Here is a 24,855-nt window from a genome sequence, read left to right as displayed (position 1 = left end):
CCTTATTCTTCCTCTTCTGTATCCCAGTCGTCTTTAATCGCATCTTTGTCGTACGGCAAGACAATGGTAAAGGTAGATCCCTTACCATATTCACTCTTGGCCCAAATAAAGCCTTTGTGTTGCTTAATGATCTCCTTAGCAATGGCTAAGCCCAGACCCGTCCCACCTTGGGCCCGACTACGCGCCTTATCCACTCGGTAAAAGCGATCAAAAATGCGTGGCAAGTCTTTCTTGGGAATTCCCAAGCCCTCATCTGAGATAGAGATAATCAACTGGGCATCTGTTGTTTTCATCCCTACCCTGATTTTCCCACCATCGGGTGAGTATTTGATGGCATTATTCAAGATATTGTCGATTACCTGGGTCATTTTATCCGTATCAATTTCAACCCAAATCGGGGTGATTGGATATTCACGGATCAGTTCATACTTCTTGGTATCTTCTTGCGATTGACTCTTGATCTTATCAAACCGGTTTAAAATAAAGGTAATAAAGGCTGTAAAGTTGGTCAACTCGATGTCCAACTGACTAGTTTCATTATCGATTCGTGACAAGCTCAAAAGATCTGTGACCATGCGCATCATGCGGTTGGTTTCATTCAGTGAAACCTTGACAAAATCTGGTGCCACCGGCTCTGACAAAGCGCCATCATCTAGGGCTTCCAGATAGGATTTCACACTGGTCAAAGGTGTTCGCAGTTCATGACTTACATTGGAGACAAAGAGGCGACGTTCCCGTTCTTCCTTGTCCTGCTCTGTCGTATCGTGCAAGACAGCTACCAGACCAGAGATAAAACCTGATTCGCGACGAATCAAGGCAAAGCGCACACGAAGGCTTAAGTACTCCCCATTTTCATCCTGGGAATCGATGGTTAACTCTGGTACTTCAGTAATCAAGCTTCGCAAATCATAGTCGTCTCCAAGCGAAAGCAAATCAAGAATACTGGTATTGAGAACCTCGTCCGGATTGACGTTCAATTGCTTGGCTGCCATTTCATTGACCATGATGATCTGACCCCGTCTATTGGTCGCAAGCACTCCATCTGTCATATAGGCTAGAATACTAGTCAGCCGCTTGGTTTCCTGCTCTAGGTTTTCATGCGTCAGACGAATGACCTCAGATAGATCATTGATACTGTTGGTCATATCGGTCAGCTCTGGGCTTCCTTGCATGTCGACCACTTCAGAGTAATCCCCAGCAATCAGATCTTTAATTTTGGCGTTTAGTTGTCGGAGCTTGATATTGTCCCTACGGTTTTCTAGGAGAAGCAAGGCAACCACAATGATAAACCCAACCGTAATCAGAACAAAGACAAAGTTCGACGACATGACAAATTGTTTTATTAGATCAATCATTGTTTCTCATATAATATCCGACACCACGGCGGGTCAAGATATATTCTGGACGCCCCGGTGTATCCTCGATTTTTTCACGCAAACGACGAACCGTCACATCCACCGTCCGAACATCACCAAAGTAATCATAGCCCCACACCGTCTCAAGAAGGTGCTCACGAGTCATGACTTGACCGACATGGGTCGCAAGGTGATAGAGCAATTCAAACTCACGATGGGTCAAGTCCAATTCTTTGTTGGCCTTTTGAACCAAGAAAGCGTCTGGAAGGATGTGAAGATCACCAATTACAATTTCCGTATCGGCCTCATTTTCAAGCTGAGGATCAGCCGCAAACTCCGAACGACGCAACAAGGCCTTCACACGTGCTTGCAATTCTCGATTAGAGAATGGCTTAGTCACATAGTCATCCGCACCAATTTCAAGTCCGATCACCTTATCAAATTCCGTATCTTTGGCAGAAAGGACAATGATGGGCACATTGCTGGTCTTGCGAATCGTACGCGCCACTTCCAGACCATCAATCTCTGGCAACATCAAATCTAGAATAATAATATCCGGATTCTCAGCCGCAAAGACTTCCAAAGCTTCTCGGCCATCAAAGGCTGTCAAGACTTCATAGCCCTCTTTTGCCATGTTAAATTTGATAATATCTGAAATTGGTTTTTCATCATCAACTACTAATATTTTTTTCATCTTACATACCTGTTTCTAATGCTTCTTTTCCTAATCAATCTCTATCCTCTTATTATATCAAACTTATGAAGAAATGTGGAGCCTCAATTGCTGAACTTTCCAATAAGAAAGGGTAAAAAAGACCGAGAAGTTAAAATCTCAGTCTCAGAAAAAACGAATGATATGTAGAAGATAAAATCACTTGAATGATTCTAAAAAAAGTTAATTTCCTACTTGTTAGAATGAATGAATCATTTATTAAAAACTTTCCGTCGTGAGAAAAGTGAGAGTGGGACAGAAATCATAGCCTCTTAATTGTTTTTGGATTGTCGAGCAAGACGCAGTGGTTGAGTGGGCTCTACTACGCTGATTTCATCAGCTTTTACAGCCCTACTCAACTGTGCGGAGGTGGGACGACGAAATCGAATTCTAACGAATTACCAATTTCTGTCCCACTCTCACTCGGGAGTTTTGGAACTTCATAGAAGTTCGCTGACGTTCTTACTCACCTAAGGAAGGTTTTTTAGATTGTTTTATCCTCAATCTTTTTATTTTTTCATTATTTCTCAACACGTGATTTGTTGGCGATATCTGCTAGGATTGCTGCTACAAACTCATCATGTTTAAACATCAAAACGGTATCTACTTTCAGAGGAGATATCGTTTTTCTTCCTTCTTTGAATAAGAATCTAAAATTTCTGGCTTTCTCTATCTGTTCAATTGATAGATTTCTTCAGAGAAAGACTGTAAAATTTTTGATATAATATCAAGGATGGACTGATGGATATTTAAAAGATAATGTTCAAAAGAATCACAGGTAAGAATTAAAAACATGTCAGTTTGGACAGAAGTCTCTCTACCATCATCCATGCAGAAACAAGATTATATGAAATAAAAGGAGTAACCAATGTCCGGAAACTATTCAACACGTGAATTCCGCGAGAAACTATATGATGACCTTCATGTTCGATTAAGAGATACAATGATTTTGATGTGTTCGATTTTTATTGCCTCTATAGGTCTAAATATGAATTCAACAGCTGTCATTATTGGAGCCATGCTGATTTCCCCTCTTATGACACCGATTATTGGACTGGGGTTTGGTTTAGCTATTTTTGATACGCGTTTAATCAAGCAATCTCTAGGGGTTTTATTTACTCAAGTATTGGTCAGTTTGCTTGTCTCGACTCTATATTTCTGGATTTCTCCCTTATCTTATGCAAGTAGCGAATTGATCGCACGAACCTCTCCAACCATTTGGGATGTTCTCATTGCTATTGCGGGTGGGATAGCAGGTGTCATTGGTTCAAGAAAAAAAGAAGCAAACAATATCGTGCCAGGAGTAGCCATTGCAACAGCTCTGATGCCACCTATCTGCACTGCAGGTTATGGTTTAGCTAATGGAAATGTACGATTTTTATTTGGGGCTCTCTATCTTTTCTTGATCAACTGTGTCTTTATCATGCTAATCAATATTGTTGGAACAAGAATTATGATGAGACAATCTCCCTTAAGTTCATTTAAAGAGCTAAACATGAAAATGAGAATTGGGTTGATATCCTTGATTGTATTATTGGTTCTTCCAGCCAGCTATTCAGCAGTCACTCTGACGATGGATCAAGCACGAAAAGAAGGGATCAAACAGTTTGTAGGAAAAGAGTTCGCCAATCATACGATCATTAATCAAGTCTACAAGTCAAGCAGCAATGAATTGGTCTTGACAGTTGTTGGAGATCCGATTTCAGAAGAAGAATTAGAAACCATTCGCCAAAAACAAGACTCTTACGGTATTCAATCTGTTCAATTGAAAGTCAATCAAGTCCATAATTCGACAAAATTAGACAGTGAGACGACCAAGGAATTTTACGAAAACATTGACAAGTATATCGATCAAAAACTCTCTGAAAAAGATTCACAAAACGATCTCGTAAAAGAAAATGAAGCAGACAAGGACTGAGGATAGTCAACTTATCTAACTCATGGAAGCAAATCTTAGGAGGATATCCTATATCCAAAAGTTAATGGATAGAAAGGATTGTTGATAAGGATACTATTTGTGGTGGTTTGACCAATCACTACTAGCTCAGGTTAAACAAAATAGAAAAAGCAACAACTGAAATGTATTGACCCCAAAAAGTTAGACAATTAATTTATCCAAAGGATTTAGTTCTGTATTGCACAGGACTGAGTCCTTTTAGTTTTACCTTAATTCGTTTGTTGTTGTAATAATCAATATAGTCTACAATAGCTTGCTCCAATTGCTCAAGTGAGTGAAATGTCTTCTCATAACCGTAAAACATCTCAGACTTAAGAATGCCAAAGAAGGACTCCATCATGCCATTATCTGGGCTGTTTCCTTTACGTGACATGGACGGTTGGATTCCTTTATCCTCTAAAAAATGATGATAATACTGATGTTGATACTGCCATCCTTGGTCACTATGGAGAATAGTATTTGTGTAATGATCCTCACTGAAGGCCTGGTCTAACATAGATTTCACTTGTTCTAAATTTGGTGAAGTCGAAAGATTATAGGCGATAATTTCGCTATTAAAGCCATCTAAAACCGGCGATAAATAGAGTTTTTGACTGCTTGCTGGAATGGTAAATTCTGTCACATCTGTGTAGCACTTTTCTATTGGTTTGGATGCTTCAAATTGGCGTTGAATAAGGTTGGCTGCTTTCTTTCCAATCTCTCCTTGGTATGAAGAATACTTCCGTTTACGACGAATTCGAGCACTTAAACCAAGGACCTTCATCAGGCGTTGAACTCTTTTGTGATTGACCACATAACCACGATTTCTCAATTCAAGAGTCATTCGGCGAAAGCCATAATTTCCTTTGTGCTCAGTAAAAATAGATTGAATTTCAGCTTTAAGATCTTTATCTTTGTCAAACCTATCCAGTTGCTTCAACTGATAGTAGTAAGTTGAGCGAGGTAAACGAGCCGCTTCAAGAAGTAAATCTAGTCGAAATCCTCCTGAAGCCATTTCTCTAATTGTCTCTGCCTTTCTAGTTGTAAGGCTTCGTCCCTGACTTCTAGCTCTTTTAACTTTTTTAAGTAAGCCACCTCGGTACGTAAGCGTTCATTCTCTTCTTGGAGCCGCTCTAGTTCTGTCATTTCTTCCCAAGTTTTCTTACGTTTACGTCCCATTTTAGGTACTCTCCCTCTTGTTTTCTCAACAATAGTATACCCGTTTTTCTTGTATTGTGCCATCCAATTTGGAAGCATACCACGATTTGGGAGAGCATATTCGAGAGAAACTCTATCTTGAGACCAGTTTTCATGTAGAACTTTATCAATCATTTCTTGTTTTAATTCAGGAGAGTAGTAACGATTTTTTCCTTTTTTGACGAACTCTATTCCATAACAATCAATCAATTTAATCATGTACCTAAGATTAGAATTGTTTATCCCAAATTTATTTGAAAGTTGCTCTAAGCTATATCCTTGTTTTCTAAGTTCATAGATCTGAACTTTATCTTTATAAGTCAATTTCATAATAAAAACACCCCAAAAGTTAGATTTTTTCTGTCTAACTTTTGGGGTGCAGTTCAAAATAGTTGTTGCTTTTTCTTACAAAAAAATATTTCTCAGACTGTGATCGTTTTATTTCTCAACACGAGATTTATTTGCAATATCTGCAAGAATCAATTCTACAAATGCATCTACCGGCATGGTTTCTGTTTCTTTTTGACCATAACGGCGAACGTTTACAGCCTGCTCTTCCATTTCCTTGTCCCCAACGATCAATTGGTAAGGAATCTTTTGTGTTTGAGAAGCACGGATCTTGAACTGCATTTTTTCATTGCGTTCATCCACATCGGCACGAACACCACGATCACGAAGTTTCTTAGCTACTTCCCAAGCGTAGTCCACGTGTTTTTCGTTCGATACTGGGATGAGGGTTACTTGGTGTGGCGCAAGCCAGGTTGGGAAGGCACCCTTGTAATTTTCAATCAAGATCGCTGTGAAGCGTTCCATGGTTGAGATAACCCCACGGTGGATCATAACTGGACGGTGTTCTTCTCCGTCTGCTCCAATGTAATGAAGATCAAAGCGTTCTGGAAGCAAGAAGTCTAATTGGATAGTAGAAAGAGTTTCTTCTTTACCAAGAGCTGTTTTCACTTGGATATCCAATTTTGGTCCGTAGAAGGCTGCTTCCCCTTCAGCTTCATAGTACTCAACACCCATATCATCAACGGCTGCTTTCAACATGCGTTGCGCATTTTCCCACATTTCATCGTTGTCAAAGTATTTGTGTTTGTCTTCAGGATCACGATAAGACAAGCGGAAACGGTAATCCGTCAAGTTAAAGTCTTCATACACATCGATGATCAATTGAAGGATCTTCTTGAATTCTTCCTCGATTTGTTCTGGAGCCACAAAAGTATGACCATCATTCAGAGACATTTCACGGACACGTTGCAAACCAGTCAGAGCACCAGATTTTTCATAACGGTGCATCATACCAATTTCAGCGATACGGATTGGCAATTCACGGTAAGAGTGCACATGGTGTTTGTAGACTTCAATGTGGTGAGGGCAGTTCATTGGACGAAGAACAAACTCTTCTCCATCCCCCATATCCATTGGTGGGAACATGTCTTCGCGGTAGTGATCCCAGTGACCTGAAGTTTTATAAAGTTCTACAGAAGCAATTGGTGGAGTGTAGACGTGTTGGTAGCCTGCTGCTACTTCTTTATCAACGATGTAGCGTTCCAACTCACGACGGATGGTCGCACCATTTGGCAACCAGAATGGAAGACCTTGACCAACTTCTTGAGAAATCATGAACAAATCAAGCTCTTTCCCAAGTTTACGGTGGTCACGTTCTTTAGCTTCTTCACGCATTTGAAGGTAGTTCTTCAAGTCTTTCTTGTCAAACCATGCTGTACCATAGATCCGTTGCATCATGGCATTGTCGCTATTACCACGCCAGTAAGCACCAGCAACGTTAAGAAGGTGGAAGATTTGGATGCGACCAGTTGATGGGACGTGTGGGCCACGGCAAAGGTCAACGTATTCACCTTGACGGTAGATGGTCAACCCACCTTCGTCTTCTGAATGTTCTTCGATCAATTCCAATTTGTACGGATCATTTTTGAAGATTTCACGCGCTTCATCTTTGGTCACTTCTTCACGAACAGATGGGAAGTTTTCTTTCACGATTTTCTTCATTTCTTCTTCGATACGAGGAAGGTCTTCGTTAGAGATTTGACCAGCTTGGTTGTCTGTATCGTAGTAGAAACCATCTTCAATCGCTGGACCAACACCCAAGTGGATATCTGGGAAGAGGCGACGAGCTGCTTGGGCAAACAAGTGAGCTGCTGAGTGACGCAAGATGGGAAGAGCGTCTTCGTGATCAGGTGTCACGATTTCAATGCTTCCATCTTCGGTGATGGCACGAGTTGTGTCAATCAATTTGCCGTTGAATTTACCAGCAAGAGCTTTTTTAGCCAAAGAATTGCTGATAGATTGGGCAATTTCAAAAGTAGTAACGCCAGATTCGAATTCACGAACAGCGCCATCTGGGAAAGTAATCTTAATCATGATTTTCTCCTTATAAAGTTTTTAGTAGCTAAATGGGTGGGAGGTGTCTTTGAACATTGGAATCGTCACTCCTTTTGATGTCTTCATGAAGAAATCAAAAAAGCGACCTCCTCGAAAGGACGTCGCAACGTGGTTCCACCTTCATTTATGTTCCTCAAAAAAGAGGGACACCTCTGATTGGCTCTAACGTAGCCACCGTTTTATGTTTGCATAAAAGAATCACGAGTAGTCCCAAACCTATCCTCTACGCGATTTCCAGCCCCACGCGCTCTCTATCAGATTTCCTAGATTTGATATGTCTCTGTCAGTTATTATAGCACGATTGAAAAATTTTGCAAGAAAAAGTTTCATTTTCAATCAAAGAAATGCGTGATTTTACGGATTTTCTTCACTTGTTTGACCGAAGCCTTCATCATCTTCACAGATCCATTGACCGGAAGAGCAATCACCTTGGTCGGAATTTTCACAATGGTCTTAGACATCCGCTTAACCCGACTTTGCTCAGGATTCAAATCATTTGAAAAGTCTTTAGAGATGATTTTATCCAAGTAAAATTCGTAGACCCGACGGCCAAAGGTTGCTGCAGAAATATCATCAATCTTTTCTGCCCACTTGGTCTCATCAATTGCAGGCATCTCGTCAATCGCTTCAAGAATCGCTTGTGCCAGATCGCTCTCCTCATAAAAGAGCTTTCCAAACATAGGGTCATCAATCACATGATCGAGATAAGGATTTCCATGAGCGATAATCGGAGTACCACTTGCAATACTCTCTAAATAGGTCAACCCTTGCGTCTCACTCGTTGAAGCTGAAATAAAGAAGTCAGCCGCCTTATAGTAGAGAGCGGTCTCATTTGGTGGGATCATCCCTGTAAAGACAACCGCATCTGAAATCCCCAGTTTCGCCGCTTGTTTTTTCAAATCATCCAAATAAGGACCATCTCCAGCCACGATCAACTTAACTTTTGGATTGACCTTGAGGACATCAGGAAGGGCCGCAATAACAGCCTGAATATTCTTTTCATAAGAAACCCGCGACAGACTCAGTAAAAGCGTTTCATCTTCTGCGACTTCATATTTTTCACGAAGGGCTGCTGTCTCTGTCGGAGTGATTTCTGGCCGGTCAAACTTGGCTAAATCAATCCCTGTCGGAATAATGCGTTTTTCTGCCTTGACCTTGTACTTTTGGAGCAAGTCATAAACGATCTCACTAGGACAGATCACTCCGTCCAGATCATTCATATAACTTCTCACAATGTATTTGACCATACTTGGGCGAATGACCATGCCTCTTGCAATATAGCGGACATAGTCCTCATATTGGGTATGGTAGGTATGAATGACTGGAATCCGCAACTCACGTCCAATCCACACTCCCAAAAGGCCCAGTGAAAACTCAGTCTGGGTATGGATAATATCCAGTTGGTATTGCTTGGCAATGGCAAGCGCCTTTGAGAAGCCACGATAAGCGACCCGACGGTCTTTAAAGGCGAAGAAAGGCACACTTGGAATCCGAATGATCTGCCAATCTTCATAGCGGTTGACATCTTTATCCGTTGTCGTAAAGATAAAGACCGTGTGACCCAATTTTTCTAATTCTGTTTTGAGCGTCCGAATACTGGTCGCCACTCCCGAAACTTGCGGGAAATAGGTATCTGTAAATAACCCTACACGCATCTTACATCTCCAAAACTGTTTGATAGGCTTCGACCAATTGATAAGCCACTAAGTCGATCGAACGACTTTCAGCAACCTTGTAGCCCGCCTCCCGCTTGTCTACTTGACCGTTCAAGACCTTGTTTAAGGAATCCACAAATTCGTCTACATTATGGCACAATTCAGAAGACGTCTCGTCGATCCAGCCATTGTATACTGGAATATCCCGCAAGACCGTGTGCTGATGACTGGCCAAGGCTTCCAAAACAACGATTCCTTCTGTTTCTTCATAAGATGGGAAGAAGAAAGCATCTGAACCCGTCATAGCCCCTTGGAAGACCGCTCCCTTGAAGTAGCCAGGGAATTCCACATTACTCGGATGATCCTTTTCCACGATACGACGAATCTTACGCGGAATGATCCATTTGTTGATAGAACCTAGCCAAATAAAGCGCACATCCGGCATGCGACGGGCCACTTCTACAAAATCTTCAATCCCTTTGCGTTTAAAATAAAGCCCTGCACAGATGACAACCTTTTGGCCTTCTTGGATATTAAAATGCTTGCGGAAGACCTCTTCTTTTTTCGGATCCTTCTTGTATTTTTCCAAATCAATTCCATTGGAAACCGCGATAATCGGTGTAGTCACCCCATAAGACTGAATCAGGTGTTTGGAATACTCAGATGGCGTGATCACATAGTCTGCCTTTTGGTACATGTGAGCCAAATACTTTCCAAACAAGGGCGCAAAAAAGTTAGACCCGATAAAGGAATTTTCAAAATCCTCACGGGTTGAATGCCCATGCATGATGACTTTCTTTCCACGACGCTTTGCTGCATGGAGCAAAAGGAAACTCCGTGGGCCATAGGTATTGATATGCACCACATCATAATCTCCTAAAATATCTGTCGTATACGGAATCCCAGCCAAATCAAGCGCATGCATTTGATGCTGCAAGGCTCGACCAATTCCTGATTTTTGTAATACGGATTTTCCTTCTAAATACAGTAAAACTTTCATACTTTCTATTATACCGAAATAAAGAGTGCCCAGCAAGTCTCTACCTGTTTGCAGTATAAAAAAGAGGCTAGAACAGTTCTGTTCTAACCTCTCAGACTAGTAGACACGTCTTCCCATGTCGAGACTCTAGTCTACTAATCCTTATTTTTTGGTCGTTCCACGTTGGTTGATCGTATGAGACAACAGTACTTCGCGTTCTTCCAACTCTTCTTTATGCATGATCTTGGTCAACATGCGCATACTGATCGCACCAAGGTCATACAAAGGTTGACCAATCGTTGATAGATTTGGACGCGTGTAACGAGTTACTTGTGAATCATCACTGGTGATAATTTCAAAGTCTTCTGGTACCTTGATCCCCTTATCAGACAAGCCGTTCAAGAGACCTGCAGCCAATTCATCCCCTGTTACAAAGGCAGCTGTTGCTTTTGACGCAATGATGCGTTCTGCCAAGTTGTAACCTTCATCATAACGGTACTTGGATTCAAAGACAAGTCCTTCGCTATAGCTCAATTTTTTCGCTTTCAAAGCTTCTTTGTAGCCCGCCAAACGGATTTTTCCATTGATATCATCCACCAATGGGCCACTTACAAAAGCAATTTTCTTGTTGTGTTTTGCCAATTGTGCAACAGCATCCACAGTCGCTTGCTTGTAGTCGATATTGACACTTGGTAATTGGTGTTCAACATCCACTGTCCCAGCAAGGACAACTGGCGTCCGAGAGCGTGAAAATTCTGAGCGAATCTTTTCAGTCAAATGATAGCCCATGAAAATGATCCCATCCACTTGTTTTGAAAAGAGGTTATTTACCACTGAAACTTCTTTGTCATCGTCTTCATCGCTATTTGCAAGAACAATATTGTACTTGTACATTTCAGCAATGTCATCGATCCCCTTAGCCAATGTAGAGAAATAGCTATTCGTGATGTTCGGAATCACAACACCGACTGTTGTGGTTTTCTTGCTAGCAAGACCACGCGCAACAGCATTTGGACGGTAATCCAAGCGTTCGATCACTTCTAAAACTTTTTTACGTGTATTTTCTTTAACGTTTTTATTCCCATTTACTACACGACTAACGGTTGCCATTGAAACCCCTGCTTCACGGGCGACATCATAAATCGTTACTGTATCGTCTGTATTCATAAGATTTCCTTTCATTATTGAAAATTTCGTTTTCACTCTCTAATTAATCCTATTTTATCATGTATTGTAAACACTTTCAAGTATTTTGGTAAAATTTTGTAAACTCTTGCTTTTTTGGGGAAAATTTGACAAAATAGATCCATAGAAAGAAGGTAGCATTATGTCTAAATTAGATCAAATCGTCGATTTTCTTGAAACTGAAAAAACAGATGTCGCTGTTGTATCCGATCCTGTCACCATCAATTACCTGACTGGATTTTACAGTGATCCCCACGAACGCCAACTCTTCTTGTTCGTTTACACAGACCACGAACCACTTCTTTTCGTTCCTGCACTTGAAGTGGAACGGGCGACTGCAGTTGTCGATTTCCAAGTGGTTGGCTATGTGGATTCTGAAAACCCATGGGAAAAGATTAAAGGAGCTATCGCAAAACCCGATGCCAAAACCGTTGCACTTGAATATGATAACTTGATCCTTACCAAATACAATGGCTTGCGCACAGTCTTTGAACAGGCTCAATTCACCAACTTGACACCACGGATTAACCGGATGCGCTTGATCAAATCTGCTGATGAGATCCAAAAAATGTTGGTGGCAGGTCAATACGCAGATAAGGCTGTCAATATGGGATTCGACGCTATCTCACTGGATAAAACAGAAACTGATATCGTAGCAGAAATCGACTTTGGAATCAAACGCTTGGGTTATGAAATGAGCTTTGAAACCATGGTCTTGACTGGAAATAATGCAGCTAACCCACACGGAATTCCTGGAAGCAATAAAGTCGAAAACGATGCCCTCTTGCTCTTTGACCTTGGCTGTATGGTCAATGGTTATGCGTCAGATATGACTCGTACTGTTGCTGTTGGAAAACCAGATGATTTCAAAAAAGAAATCTACCACTTGACGTTAGAAGCTCAACAAGCAGCTATTGACATGATCAAACCTGGTGTAACAGCACATGACGTCGACCGTGCTGCACGGAGCGTCATCGAAAAAGCTGGTTATGGTGAGTACTTCAACCACCGCCTCGGACACGGGATCGGAATGGACGTGCATGAATTCCCTTCTATTATGGAAGGAAATGACATGGTGCTTGAAGAAGGCATGTGCTTCTCAGTCGAACCAGGAATCTATATTCCAGGTAAAGTCGGTGTCCGTATCGAAGATTGTGGTTACGTCACAAAAGACGGATTTGGACTCTTCACTGAAACCAGCAAAGACTTACTTTACTTTGACTAATCCTTTAGTCGTTTCAATATATAACAAACATCTTGTTTCGTTAATAACTATAAAAAATGAGGCTGGGACAAAAGTCCTAGCCTCTTAATTATCTTTGGATTGTCGAGCAAGACGCAGTGGTTGAGTGGGCTCTACTACGCTGATTTCACCAGCTTTTACAGCCCTACTCAACTGTACGGAGGTGGGACGACGAAATCGAATTCTAACGAATTACCGATTTCTGTCCCACTCTCATTTTTCTTATGAAACCGATTCGAGATTCATTCTTTTCTGCGTATCTTCTACGACGTCTTTTAAAGTGGTTTGGGACATTTCTTTTTCCATAGCAGTCTGAATGTCCTCAAGCTTCCCATCTAAAACATTGTGGATATTGTGGCCAATTGGGCAGGCTGGATTCGGATTGTCATGAAAACCAAATAATTGACCTGTCGAACCTAAGCATTCTACCGCTTGATAGATATCCAGCAGGCTGATCTCATCGGCTGCTTTTGCGAGCTCCGCTCCGCCTGTCCCACGCGCTACATGGATCAATCCAGCTTTCTTCAACTGAGACAAAGTCTTTCGAATAATAACAGGGTTCACGCCGACACTTCCTGCCAAAAAATCACTGGTTACTTTTGTTTTTTCTCCTTGTAGAGCAATCATGATCAAGACATGAGTCCCAATGGTAAAGCGACTCGAAATTTGCATAACTTCACTCCTTTCTACCCGTTTTTGAAGGTAGAGTCTATTGAACAACCGTCAAGGGACGACTTTCGTTATTCCTATTATACTCTTTTTAGTTGTAATGTCAACAGTTACACTATTGGAAGAAGTCCTCTAGCCAAGCATCGATTTCTCGATCATGACCTTCTCTCTGCTCAATTTCATGAAGGAGCTCATGATTGTGGGTATGATGAATGCCATTGACCAAACTTTCATAATACACTTGGTAATATGGAAGATGGAGGACTTTTGCAAGTTGCAGTTCTTTTTGGACATCATAGTCCACCCGTCTAAAATCTACATCTTTTAGCCCCATTTGATCAAATTCAAGAATGGCATACATGGCCCGAAGGTCCTTGCGAAGATTCTTTTCCAGAAAGAAAGGCTGACCGATCGAGCCAGGATTGATGATCAGTTCTCCGCCTGTCCCGTAACGGAAAAACTGCTGGTGAATGTGTCCGTAGACTGCAATATCACAAGACGGGTTTGTCACCAAGCGATCAAAATCCTTCTGCTCACCAATGTGGATCAATTCGCGACCCCAATTCTTATCAGGTAAGTGGTGGGTAATGCCGATCTTTAAACCTGCGATTTCTCTATGGACCTGCATGGGCATTTTCTGCATGTCTTCAATTTCCTGGGGCGTGATTTCTTCAAGAATATATTGACACTGGCGCATGAGGTAGCGATGACTGGGTCTGGTCTCATCCAACATCCCCCTCATGGCCCGCCAAAGACTATCTTCCCAGTTTCCAAGGACTTTAACCGTAATCGGTAACTCCTCTAATATCTCCAAGAGGGCCCGTCTCCCTGTCCCAGGCATCAAACTATCTCCTAAGAGCCAATATTCATCCACCTTGGCTTTTCGACTATCCTCTAGGACAGCTTCCAATGCTGTAGTATTTCCATGAATATCTGAAAGTAAAGCAATTTTAGTCATGATCTTCTCCTTCTCTCCATTATAACAAAGAGAAGAAAAACTTCCACCCAAAGGTGAAAGTTTTATGAACATTCCATGCTACCAGAAATGAAAACTCAGGCTATAAGCGGAAGCTTCGTCGTTGGATTTATCTTTTTCCAAAGAGTTGCTTAACGGCTTTGTATCTTAGTCTACTGATTTGAGGGCTTCGAGCATGTCTACTTTTCGAAGATAATGGTCAACATAAATTCCTAACAGGATCAAGAGAAGGATCATTCCTCCGACAGGGAAGAGGAAAACGCCAAGTCCCACTTTAGGGTAAAAGAGAATGGCATCTGGTGCAATCATAGCAATGAGGAATTGATGAAGATAATAACCACCCACTAATCCCAAAAGGATCCCTATGATAGACAATAAGATGGTTTCGCGGTAAATATAGAGCGTCACTTCCTTATTATGGAATCCTAAGACCTTAATGGTCGATAATTCACGGATCCGCTCTGCCACATTGATATTGGTTAAATTATACAAGATCACGATGGCTAGCAAGATCGATACGACTACTAGAATCATCATAGTAGTGTCCAAGGATTTGGCAACTGAGTTAAAGAGGGAAATCATCGAAGCATTTTGGCTGACTGCCTTCACAGCTGCAAGTGCCATCATGTCCCGACTGACAGCCTGCACTTGTCCTGTAGAAGGATTTTTCAACTGCACCAAATAGCTATTTGCTGAAGTCCGCTTTCCGTAGATTTTTTGGTAACTTGCCTGATCCATATAGACAAAATGGCCGACATAATTTTCAGTGATCCCTGCTATCTTAAAAGTATGACCATCTAAGGTCAATCGATCACCGACTGTAACCCTGGCTAGTTGTGCTAGCTTACTACTGATGATGACCCCTTTCTTGAGAGACAAGGACTCTCCTTGCTTGAGAGAACGTAAGCTGACAAAGGGAGAAAAATCTGTACGATCCGTTACCATCATCGTAATGGTCTGCTTGTCGCGTCCACCCTTTAAAGATGCTTCGATGACCTTACTATAAACGGCTCGATAATCTTTGATATCTGATTTTTCCAGACGATTGGTTAGTTCCTTGCTTTCTTGGCTTGATAAATTCGTTTTTTTGGCTACAATCATCTCATAAGATAGGATCTCTTGAAATTGGCGTTTGGAAACCCCTCCTACAGAAGATTGAATCCCTAGCCCTGCGAAGAGAAGAGCAATAGAACCTGCCACTCCAAAAATGGTCATCAGCATCCGTTGTTTGTAACGAAAGAGATTACGAGCAGTGACCTTGTGGGTGAAACTCAGACGCTTCCAAATAAAATGGAGACGCTCCAGGAAAATCTTCGAACCGGATACGGGTGGTTTAGGAAGCAATAAAAGATTAGCTTCTTCTTTTAATTCCTTACGAGAAACCCAGTAAGCTGGAAGCACACTCGCGACGAAAGACAGTCCGAGCGCAATCAGAGTCATATCCCCATAAAAATACTCTCTGCTCTCTCCAATCACCATCCCTTGCGTAATAATGTTGGAAATGATCCCCGATAGGAAATAATGGCCCAGCAAGGTTCCTAGAAGGGTACCGATCGTCCCTGCAAAGAATCCATAGAGGACAAATTTGAGAATGATGTCCTTGGTACGATAGCCCAGTGCCTTAAAAATACCTGCATTGGTTCGCTCTTCATCAACAAAGCGGGTCATCGTGGTAAAGGTCACCATGGCTGCTACCAGGTAAAGAACAACCGGAAAAATATTTCCGACAGCGGAAATACTACTACTAGCATTGCTATACATCAGGTAACCTTGTCCGCCTGGCATGGTCTTGCGGTCATAGACATGATAAGTTGGAATTTCCAGCTGATCTCGCTCCCTTTGCGCTTTTTTCAGCTCCTCCTCTTTTTTTGCGAGCTCTGTTTCACCTGCAGTCCAGTCCTTCTTTTTCTGTTCCAGTTGTTCTTTGGCTTGATGGATCTTTTCTTGACTGGCTACTTGCTCTTTAGCTGGCAGAATTGGAGCTAGTTTCTTGAACTGCGCCTCCTGCAAGTCTAATTGCTTTTGAGCCTGATCGATCTGATTTTTAGCTGACTGGAGGGTTTCCTTGGCACGACTGAGTTCTTTCTGGCCTTTTTGAATCTGCCCATCCGCCTCCTGCTTGAGTCTTTGATAGCGGGCCTTTCCATTGTCTTTCAGAAGTTTTTCTAACTCTTCTTGATGAGCTTTGAGCCCTTTTTGGTAGACTTGCGAAAAAGAATCTAAAGACTTCAGATCATCAAACTGGATCCGCGCCATCGCGGGAAGTTTAGTCGTAAAGACCTCTTTTGAAACTAGTGCATAGGCATCTAGATTTCCACTACCACTCATGGCAGTGCCTAAATTCTTTTGAGACCACATCTCAGAGGATTGAACAAAACCAACAATGGTGAATTGCTTTCGCTTTAAACTAGAGCGAGTTCCAGCCTTTTCTTCAAGTGTGAGGGTATCCCCTATCTGATAGCGATCCTCCCAAAAACTTGCTAGGGCCAGTTCCCCTTCTTTTTGGGGCAGGCGCCCCTTGGTCACACGAAAGGAAGAAAGACTTTTTGGGGCAGAAAAAAGTCGAATCGCCTCTCCTGTTCCTTTCACTGTCAAATCCAGCAGTGAACCAAATTCGACACGCGCCCCTTTGACTCCTAAAAGCTCCTCTTGGTCTTCCTGGTCTAATCCCAAGTCCCCCATGACAGCAAGATCTAGCATCTTTTGTTGCTGAATAAACCGGTTAGCCGTTCGGTGCATATTTGGAGTGGTCACCTTTAAGCCAACCAAGGCCAAGCTTCCCAATAACATCAAGGTTAAGATGGAGAGAAAACGTCCTTTTGAATGTGTAAAAGAACCAAATAGATCCTTCCAATAGACTTTTCGTTTCATGCTACCACCTCTTCTAATATTCTAGTGTAGCAATATCTTGAGGAAGCTCGTTGATTTCTACCGACTTGACCTTGGCATCATGCATGCGAATCACACGGTCTGCAATCGGAGCTAGAGCACCATTATGGGTCACGATGATGACCGTTGCTCCCTTTTTTCGAGACATATCCTGTAAAATCCCCAATACTTGCTTACCCGTCTGGTAATCCAAGGCTCCCGTCGGCTCATCACAAAGGAGGATTTTAGGGTTTTTAGCCACTGCCCGAGCGATCGCCACCCGTTGTTGCTCGCCACCTGACAATTGGGCAGGAAAATTATCAAGACGATTGCCGAGTCCTACTTCTTTCAAAACAGCTTCCGGATCTAGAGCATCAGAAACAATTTCTGAAGCCAACTCAACATTCTCCTTAGCTGTCAAATTAGGGACCAAATTATAAAATTGAAAGACAAAACCAACATCATCTCGTCGATAATTGGTTCGTTGATGGGCATTGAGTTTTGCAATATCCACTCCATCAATCAGAACCTGACCCTCGTCATTGGTGTCCATCCCTCCTAAGATATTGAGAACCGTTGATTTTCCAGCTCCTGACGCCCCTAAAATAATGACCAACTCGCCTTTTTCAATCTCAAAGGAAACATCCCGGTTAGCGAAAATCTCTGTCTCTCCACTCGTATAGCGCTTGTAACAGTGCTGCATTTCGATGTAGGCCATTTCCTCTCCTCCCTCCTACTTCCTATCTATATTATAGTCCTTTTCTGATAGATTACAAAGAAATCGAGGTAGTAGAAAACAAGGTTATCCTAAATTATCATGAACTATTATAAATTTTATGCTATAATTAGAGACAAATTTGATTTATTCTTAGAAAGAAGGCTCATTGTGAGTTTACAACAGTTTGAAAGGAAATCACTTCAAGAAATCAACCAATCTATTGACGTGCCAAAAGGAATCCCTTTTTGGAAGACCCTCCTGCTCTTTTCAGGACCAGGAAGTCTAGTAGCTGTCGGCTATATGGATCCGGGAAACTGGATTACGAGTGTCGTTGGAGGGGCCCAATACCGCTACCTCCTCTTATCAGTGGTTCTTCTCTCGTCTTTAATCGCCATGCAGTTGCAACAAATGGCTGGTAAACTAGGGATTGTCCATCGTAAGGATCTGGCCCAAACAACTGCCCATCATTTACCCAAATGGCTTCGCTATACCCTTTGGATTGTGATCGAGCTTGCCTTGATGGCGACAGATTTAGCAGAAGTCATCGGCTCAGGGATTGCCCTTCACCTTCTTTTTGGCTGGCCCTTGCTCTTTTCTATCCTGATCACCATTTTTGATGTCTTCCTATTACTAGGACTCATGCATCTAGGATTTCGAAAGATCGAGGCCATCGTATCAACCTTGATCCTCACGATCCTTGCAATTTTTGGCTATCTGGTATTCCTATCGAAACCAGATATCGGAGGAATCTTCGCTGGCTTCCTCCCTCAAAAAGAGGTGCTAGGAATTGGACTTCCAAAAGGAAATGAAGCCTTAACCTTGGCGCTTGGAATCATCGGGGCAACAGTAATGCCCCACAACCTCTATCTCCACTCTTCCATTTCGCAAACGCGAAAGGTGGACTACAAAGATCCAGCAGATATCAAACGGGCAGTGCGCTTTATGACCTGGGATTCAAATATTGAATTGAGTTTGGCCTTCGTCGTCAACTCCCTCCTCTTGATTCTTGGAGCAGCCCTCTTCTTTGGTCACGGAGATAAGATCGGTGCTTTCTCTAGCATGTATAATGCCCTCAAAGATAATCATATTGCCGGTGCTATCGCTAGTCCCTTCTTGTCCACCCTCTTTGCCATCGCTTTGTTAGCCAGTGGTCAAAATTCAACCATTACCGGGACCCTAACCGGTCAAATCGTTATGGAAGGTTTCTTGAGATTCCGCCTGCCACAATGGGTCGTTCGTCTCATGACTCGGATCATTGCCCTTCTTCCTGTCATCATCGTTGCGATCTTATTTGGAGATCAGGAACATGTCCTTGATGACCTTCTGGTTTATTCTCAAGTCTTCCTATCAGCGGCTCTTCCATTCTCCATCTTCCCTCTGGTTTATTTTACCTCCAACAAGGAAATCATGGGAGAGCATGTCAATGCGAAATGGAATACTTTCTTAGGCTATCTCGTTGCGATTGTCTTAACTATCTTAAATTTCAATTTGATCGTGACAACTTTTATCAAATAAAGAAACCAGCACTTAAACGGTGCTGGTTTTTTTGTTCGTCCCTTCATCTTGTTCCTCCTTTTCCTAAAAATTTCCTGACCATTTTTTTAGGAGGGAATTATTTTAAATCACTAATTGTTGTGAAGTTTTCACAAAATCTTGCCAGTGCCCATCACTCATAAACTTGTAAAATTTTTGTACATTTTTCGTTATCTGTACAAAAATGAGAATTGTTGTCTAATTTATTCTTTTGGAGTATAATGCTCTTTGTTAGTGTCGTGAAATTATTTAATATATAAATTATTTTAACGTCAAATAAATAAGAATAAATTTATACAACTACAGAAAGGAACATATGGTACGCCAAAGACAAACAACAACCAAGTCAGACTTACGAAATGCGCTCTCAAAACTCCTCTTGCAACAACCTTTTGAAAGCATCACTATTCGACAATTAACTGAAACCGCTGAGATTAACCGCGGGACCTTCTACTTGCACTATGTCGATAAATACGACATGTTTGAGCAAATGAAACTGGACATGATGCAAGAATTGGATAGCCTCTTCGTTGAAGGAAGCCCTGTCAAGGTAAACTTTCTCAATGTCTTGACCGCTATTAAAGAGAATTATGATTTTATTTATGCATTGTCCCAATCCTGCTGCTCAGACTTCCGTAAATTGGTAAGAAGTTTTACCCTCCATGCATTAGACGATACTCCCCATGCGAAGGAACATATCATTTCAGACTTTCAAGTTCCATACAAGTATGGTCTAGAAATTTTCATCGCTACCATCGAATCTGTGATTGTGACCTGGCTAGAATCCGGTGCCAAGGAAGAGCCAATCGAAATCGGGACGATCATTCTTAGTGTCTGCGACTTTGCTAGCTGGAACTAAATTCCCCAACCTTTTCCTACCATTATGGAGAAGGTTTTTCTTTTTGGCAAATGAACAACATTCAGATCACCTTGTTCAACTTGTTTGTAGAAAGCAAAAAAGCAGGATGCTAGGATCCTGCTTTTAGAATGTAGACAAATTACTTTAAAGTAAAATAAGTTCAGCGATTTTGCAAAAAAAAAATAAAGATGAGTTCCAATTTTTAAATCGATTCAAGAAAATACCGAAACTTTCAGCTGTGAGAAAAGTGCCTGAAACAATAACGTTTCAGGCACTCGGGAGTTTTGAGACCCTAGGCTCAAAACTAAGTCTTGGAACTTCGAAGAAGTTCGCTGACGTCCGTACTCACCTAAGGAAAGTTTTTTATATAACTTTGTCTTCAATCTGAAGGCAGAATCTTAACATCCTGCTTTTTCTTTATTTTTTCTTTGCCAACATGGTTGCAAATCGAAGTTGAATCCGATTGCCATTCTCATCTCGACGATGAAGATGGCCTGGATTTTCATTGTACTTGACCAATTCCCAATCCTTGTAATACTCCGCCAATTCTCCTTCTTTAAAGGTGAACGAGAAGGGCATATGGCAAGGATAATCTTCCGTATCCATGGCACAGACAATGAGATTGTAGCCCCCTGGATTGGTATGCTCTTGCATATTGCGGATGATCACCGGGATTCGATCAGCCTCTAAAAACATGAGGACCACAGTCGATACGATGAAATCATAGTTTTGGGTAAGAGCTGCAGCATTGATATCATAGAGTCCCACTGGCATCTCTAGATCTTCCTCAGCGACAATACTTTGTAAGATCTCAAGAGCCAGTTCATTTTGATCTACTGCTGTCACGTCAAAGCCATGTTGGGCCAAAAAGAGGGCGTTGCGGCCTTGCCCGCATCCTAAATCCAATGCCTTTCCAGCTGGGACAATTTCCACTGCTTCTAGTACTTCTGAATGGACAGGATTGGTGTTGTATTTTTTTGGGAAATAGTCTTTTGGCTCACAGTAAAATTCCAAGTACCACTCCACATCGTCCGTCGCTGCTTCCACACGGTGCCAGGCCTGGGGCTCGGCCATGGGGTTCTCTGCTCCTGCTTCAAAGAGGTGGCTCGCGATTTCTTCCCCCTCTTCGGTCAATTCAATAAATCGTAACTGACCTTTCAAAACAGTAATCTTCCCCCAGGTTCCTACCTTGGTATTGTGCTTTCTTTGAAGAGCTTCTGGCATGGTACCCTTAGTCCAGATAGGCATGCGTTTGTAAGCGATCAATTTTTGTGTCATGCTGCTTCTCCTTTTTCTTTCACTACCCTTATCATACAGAAAAAAGCCCCTTTTTACAAGTTAGAAAAAGGAGAGCCCATCTCTAAGAAAAAAGACAGATCTGAAACAAGTTTCAAAACTGTCTTTTTCTTTAACGTGTATTGTATTGTTTCATGACCCGTGCAATATCCCGGTTTTGTTCTCGACGTTTGATAGATTCACGCTTGTCATAATCATGTTTCCCTTTAGCGAGCCCCAAAAGCAATTTGGCATAGCCGTCCTTGAGATAGACCTTCAAAGGCACCAAGGTCATTCCGGTCCCTTTGGTGTCTTGGTCCAGCTTTTGGATTTGCTTTTTATGAAGAAGGAGCTTGCGACGACGGTCTGGATCTTGGTTCCAGATATTGCCTTCCTCATAAGGGGCAATGTGGACATTGCTAAGCCAAACTTCGCCATTTTTTACTTGTGCAAAGCCATCTTTCAAGTTAATGTGTGCTGCACGGACACTTTTGATCTCTGTCCCCGTCAGCACCATCCCTGCTTCAATCGTATCCACGATGGTGTAGTCATGTCTCGCCTTTTTATTTTGCGCGACTACCTTTCCTTCGCCCTTTGCCATGTTTGGCTCCTTTCTTTGCTACTTCCTTGTAAAATGGTTTCTTCCCTTTTTTCTTTTTGGATTTAGAGGAAGAATCTTTCCGCTTGTCATCTTTTCTAGCGGTTGATCCCTTAAAAACTTTTTTGTCCTTGCGTCTGCGATCTCTACGATTGCCATCTCGGTCACGTCCTTTAGACTTGAGGCCTTTTTCGACGACATCCCATTCACTTGGAATATAAGAGAAATCAATCTCTCCTGTCATCTTGTCAGCTCTTTCTACCTTGATTCGGATTTGCTGACCGACACGGAAGGTTACTCCTGATTTTTCCCCGCGAAGGGTTAGATCTCGTTCATTAAAATGGTAGAATTCAGAGAGATTGGTAATATGGATCAAGCCTTCAACCGTATTTGGCAACTCCACAAAGAGGCCAAATTTCACCACACTGGAAACCACGGCATCGTATTCTTCCCCAACATAGTCTTCCATGTATTCAGCCTTCTTCATGGCTTCTACTTCGCGCTCCGCATCAATAGCCCGGCGTTCCCGACTAGAGGATTGGCTGGCAATGTCTGGAAGGACTTGTTCAAAGTGCTCTGCCACTTCTTGGGATTTTCCGTATTCGCGCACCATTCGATGAACCATCAGGTCCGGGTACCGACGGATGGGACTGGTAAAGTGAGTATAATACTCAGCAGCAAGCCCATAGTGGCCATGGTTATGCTCTGAGTAGCGAGCCTGCTGCATCGAGCGCAACAACATCATCGAAAGGACATCTGCATAGGGTTCCCCTTCGACCTTGCGCATAATTTCTTGCAGGGCTTCTTGGCTCATCTCACTAGCCGTTCCGTAGATTTGGATCCCGAAGCTAGAAGCATAATCGATAAACTTCTGTACTTTTTCTGCCTTTGGATCTTCGTGGATCCGGTAGATGAACGGCAGTTCTAGTCGTGTAAAGTGCTCCGCCACTGTTTCATTGGCAATCAGCATAAAGGACTCGATCATCCGCTCGGCAATTCCTCTTTGACGAAGGACGATATCGACCGGTTTTCCTTCTTTATTGACCAGGATTTTAGCCTCATTGGTATCAAAATTAAGGGCGCCGCGACGAATCCGCATGCTTTCTAGAATGCCATGCAAGGTGGCCATTTGATGAATACTTGGGACAATTTTCTTAAAGGTTTGAGCCTTTTCTTCGTCGCCCGCTAAGATATCATTGACGTCGCTATAGGTCATTCGGAAGGTTGTATTGATCACTGTTTGGGTAATGGTATGCTTGACGACCTTGCCATGAGGATCGATCTCCATGATGGCAGACTGGGTCAGGCGGTCCACATTCGGATTTAAAGAACAGATCCCATTGGAGAGACGCTCTGGCAACATGGGTACTACTCGGTCGGTCACATAGACAGAAGTCGCCCGATTTAGAGCTTCCTTGTCGAGTGCTGAACCTTCTGTAACATAATAAGAAACATCTGCGATGTGAACACCCAGCTCAAAGTTGCCGTTCTTGAGTAGCTTGATATGGACCGCATCGTCCAAGTCTTTGGCATCTGCCCCGTCGATCGTAAAGGTGATCTCCTCTCGCAGATCCAAGCGTCCCTCTAAATCCTTTTTAGACGGTGCATCTGGAACATTCTCAGCCTCTTTCAGCACTTCTTCTGGAAATTCTGAGACAATGTCCATGGATTCTAACACTTCCAAGACATCGATTCCTGGATCTGTTACATGACCGACCACATCCCGCACAGTCGCCACAAAATAATTGTGCTTGCGGCTCGGGTATTGATCAATTTCGACCTTGAGGATTTCGGTCCCTTCCAATTGGATGGCTGGCTTCTTCACATAGATCAGCTGGCTGATCTTTTGATTTTTCGAACGAATGTAGCCGGCATATTTAGGCTTTTCCTCATCCAGAACGATTTGTCCAACTACCGTTTTGATGCTATGCTCCAAGACATCAATAATCTTAGCCTCTGCTGCCGTTCCCTTGTTTCGGTCTGCCACCTTGGTAATGACGATCTCAACGGTGTCACCATCGATGGCGTGGTTGACATCATTTCGGCCAACAAAGAGGTCCTCTTCTTCGCCTTCTAAACTGACAAAACCAAAGCCATTCTTATGGGCATGAAAGATCCCCTTGAGCGTAATGGCTGGGGCCTTCTTTTGAGCCAAACGAAGAGAGCCATCATCCTCGAATTTCAACTCATGACGGCGTTCCATCAGAGAGATGGTTTTGACCAAGTCACGGAAATCCTTAGACCCTTCTTTTCCTAGAGCTGCTGCCAGATCATTGATCTGGACTTTGTCATGCTCTTGTAAATATTCTTTAATACTTGTTTTCATTGATTTATTTGCTGGTTATCCAGCCTCCTTTTTTCTATCTACTTGTGTCTTTGTTTTGCAAAATAAAAATAGGCAAAGACATTGTCTGAGCCTATCTTATCTACTAGAAAGTACCATTAAGATCATCGCGATCAATAACCAAAAGAAGATCATAATAGCTGTTAAACGCTGCATCACGGCTTCAAACCCGCGCGCTTTTGAACGTTCAAACAAGTCATTTGAGCTTGCGTCAAAGACGTTGCTCGATTGGTTTTTTGTTGGTTGCATAAAAATTGCGATAATAATCAATACTGATAATACTAGTAAAATAGTTGTTAATGCTCCGCTCATATTCAAAACTCCTTAAAATCTCCACTATTATACCATGA

At 42.3% G+C, this 24,855-nt stretch carries 19 protein-coding genes; 4 read left to right on the top strand and 15 right to left on the bottom strand.

Annotated features, from left to right (window positions below; all coding sequences use genetic code 11):
* Positions 1–2 precede the first annotated feature (2 nt).
* Together vicK and yycF are read right to left on the bottom strand one after the other, a co-directional pair.
* The gene (vicK, locus tag AC6IZR_RS03550) at positions 3–1,355 is read right to left on the bottom strand and encodes a cell wall metabolism sensor histidine kinase VicK (protein WP_497848793.1); all 1,353 of its coding nucleotides are present in this window, start codon (positions 1,353–1,355) and stop codon (positions 3–5) included.
* Positions 1,348–2,049: a response regulator YycF gene (gene yycF / locus AC6IZR_RS03545; RefSeq protein ID WP_049483721.1), complete on the bottom strand. Its 702-nt coding sequence runs from the start codon at positions 2,047–2,049 to the stop codon at positions 1,348–1,350. The genes vicK and yycF overlap by 8 nt, the downstream gene beginning before the upstream one ends.
* A gap of 886 nt (positions 2,050–2,935) precedes the next feature.
* Between yycF and AC6IZR_RS03540 the strand changes: the two genes are divergently transcribed.
* The gene (locus AC6IZR_RS03540) at positions 2,936–3,985 is read left to right on the top strand and encodes a DUF389 domain-containing protein (protein ID WP_295348921.1); all 1,050 of its coding nucleotides are present in this window, start codon (positions 2,936–2,938) and stop codon (positions 3,983–3,985) included.
* A 193-nt stretch (positions 3,986–4,178) separates the two neighbouring features.
* Here AC6IZR_RS03540 and AC6IZR_RS03535 read toward each other — a convergent pair.
* From AC6IZR_RS03535 to ccpA, 5 genes are all read right to left on the bottom strand, one after another.
* Positions 4,179–5,530 (bottom strand): IS3 family transposase gene (locus AC6IZR_RS03535; protein WP_497848792.1). Its coding sequence is split into 2 segments (ribosomal slippage): positions 4,179–5,089 and positions 5,089–5,530, totalling 1,353 coding nucleotides; the frame shifts between segments, so codons are not numbered across the junction.
* Between the two features lie 108 nt (positions 5,531–5,638).
* A complete protein-coding gene (gene thrS, locus AC6IZR_RS03530; protein ID WP_497848791.1) occupies positions 5,639–7,582 on the bottom strand; it encodes a threonine--tRNA ligase in 1,944 nt (647 codons plus the stop codon).
* A gap of 353 nt (positions 7,583–7,935) precedes the next feature.
* A complete protein-coding gene (locus tag AC6IZR_RS03525) occupies positions 7,936–9,258 on the bottom strand; it encodes a glycosyltransferase family 4 protein (RefSeq protein ID WP_049485662.1) in 1,323 nt (440 codons plus the stop codon).
* Between the two features lies 1 nt (position 9,259).
* Entirely contained in the window at positions 9,260–10,258 is a 999-nt protein-coding gene (locus tag AC6IZR_RS03520) for an LTA glycolipid anchor biosynthesis glycosyltransferase, IagA/BgsA family (RefSeq protein ID WP_003008161.1), read from the bottom strand.
* 141 nt (positions 10,259–10,399) lie between these two features.
* A complete protein-coding gene (gene ccpA, locus AC6IZR_RS03515) occupies positions 10,400–11,404 on the bottom strand; it encodes a catabolite control protein A (RefSeq protein ID WP_497848790.1) in 1,005 nt (334 codons plus the stop codon).
* 160 nt (positions 11,405–11,564) lie between these two features.
* Between ccpA and AC6IZR_RS03510 the strand changes: the two genes are divergently transcribed.
* Complete coding sequence (locus AC6IZR_RS03510; protein WP_049518429.1) at positions 11,565–12,647, top strand: M24 family metallopeptidase; 1,083 nt, start codon at positions 11,565–11,567, stop codon at positions 12,645–12,647.
* Between the two features lie 240 nt (positions 12,648–12,887).
* Here the strand turns inward: AC6IZR_RS03510 and AC6IZR_RS03505 are convergent, their stop codons facing one another.
* The 4 genes from AC6IZR_RS03505 to AC6IZR_RS03490 form a co-directional block, all read right to left on the bottom strand.
* Positions 12,888–13,337 (bottom strand): Rrf2 family transcriptional regulator, encoded by a 450-nt coding sequence (locus AC6IZR_RS03505; protein WP_023918737.1) that lies wholly within the window; start codon positions 13,335–13,337, stop codon positions 12,888–12,890.
* 112 nt (positions 13,338–13,449) lie between these two features.
* Entirely contained in the window at positions 13,450–14,292 is an 843-nt protein-coding gene (locus tag AC6IZR_RS03500) for a metallophosphoesterase family protein (protein ID WP_497848789.1), read from the bottom strand.
* 165 nt (positions 14,293–14,457) lie between these two features.
* Positions 14,458–17,181: an FtsX-like permease family protein gene (locus AC6IZR_RS03495; RefSeq protein WP_497848788.1), complete on the bottom strand. Its 2,724-nt coding sequence runs from the start codon at positions 17,179–17,181 to the stop codon at positions 14,458–14,460.
* A 13-nt stretch (positions 17,182–17,194) separates the two neighbouring features.
* On the bottom strand, positions 17,195–17,896 hold the full coding sequence (locus tag AC6IZR_RS03490) for an ABC transporter ATP-binding protein (RefSeq protein WP_347112454.1): 702 nt from the start codon (positions 17,894–17,896) through the stop codon (positions 17,195–17,197).
* 168 nt (positions 17,897–18,064) lie between these two features.
* On the opposite strand from AC6IZR_RS03490, the gene AC6IZR_RS03485 reads away from it, so the two are divergent.
* Positions 18,065–19,411, top strand: a complete 1,347-nt coding sequence (locus AC6IZR_RS03485) for an Nramp family divalent metal transporter (protein ID WP_003013089.1) — start codon at positions 18,065–18,067, stop codon at positions 19,409–19,411.
* Positions 19,412–19,745: 334 nt separating this feature from the next.
* Positions 19,746–20,288 carry a TetR/AcrR family transcriptional regulator gene (locus AC6IZR_RS03480; protein ID WP_462128947.1) on the top strand — a complete coding sequence of 181 codons (543 nt, stop codon included), beginning with the start codon at positions 19,746–19,748 and terminating at the stop codon, positions 20,286–20,288.
* A 417-nt stretch (positions 20,289–20,705) separates the two neighbouring features.
* Here AC6IZR_RS03480 and tehB read toward each other — a convergent pair whose 3' ends face one another.
* From tehB to secG, 4 genes are all read right to left on the bottom strand, one after another.
* Entirely contained in the window at positions 20,706–21,566 is an 861-nt protein-coding gene (tehB, locus tag AC6IZR_RS03475) for an SAM-dependent methyltransferase TehB (protein WP_462128177.1), read from the bottom strand.
* A 130-nt stretch (positions 21,567–21,696) separates the two neighbouring features.
* Positions 21,697–22,164, bottom strand: a complete 468-nt coding sequence (gene smpB / locus AC6IZR_RS03470) for an SsrA-binding protein SmpB (RefSeq protein WP_129824036.1) — start codon at positions 22,162–22,164, stop codon at positions 21,697–21,699.
* Entirely contained in the window at positions 22,127–24,487 is a 2,361-nt protein-coding gene (gene rnr, locus AC6IZR_RS03465; RefSeq protein WP_497848787.1) for a ribonuclease R, read from the bottom strand. Before rnr ends, smpB begins: the two co-directional genes overlap by 38 nt.
* Before the next feature lie 96 nt (positions 24,488–24,583).
* Positions 24,584–24,817, bottom strand: a complete 234-nt coding sequence (gene secG / locus AC6IZR_RS03460) for a preprotein translocase subunit SecG (protein WP_003008189.1) — start codon at positions 24,815–24,817, stop codon at positions 24,584–24,586.
* Positions 24,818–24,855: the final 38 nt, after the last annotated feature.

Source organism: Streptococcus mobilis, assembly GCF_059727625.1.
This window is presented reverse-complemented; position numbering and strand designations above follow the sequence as displayed.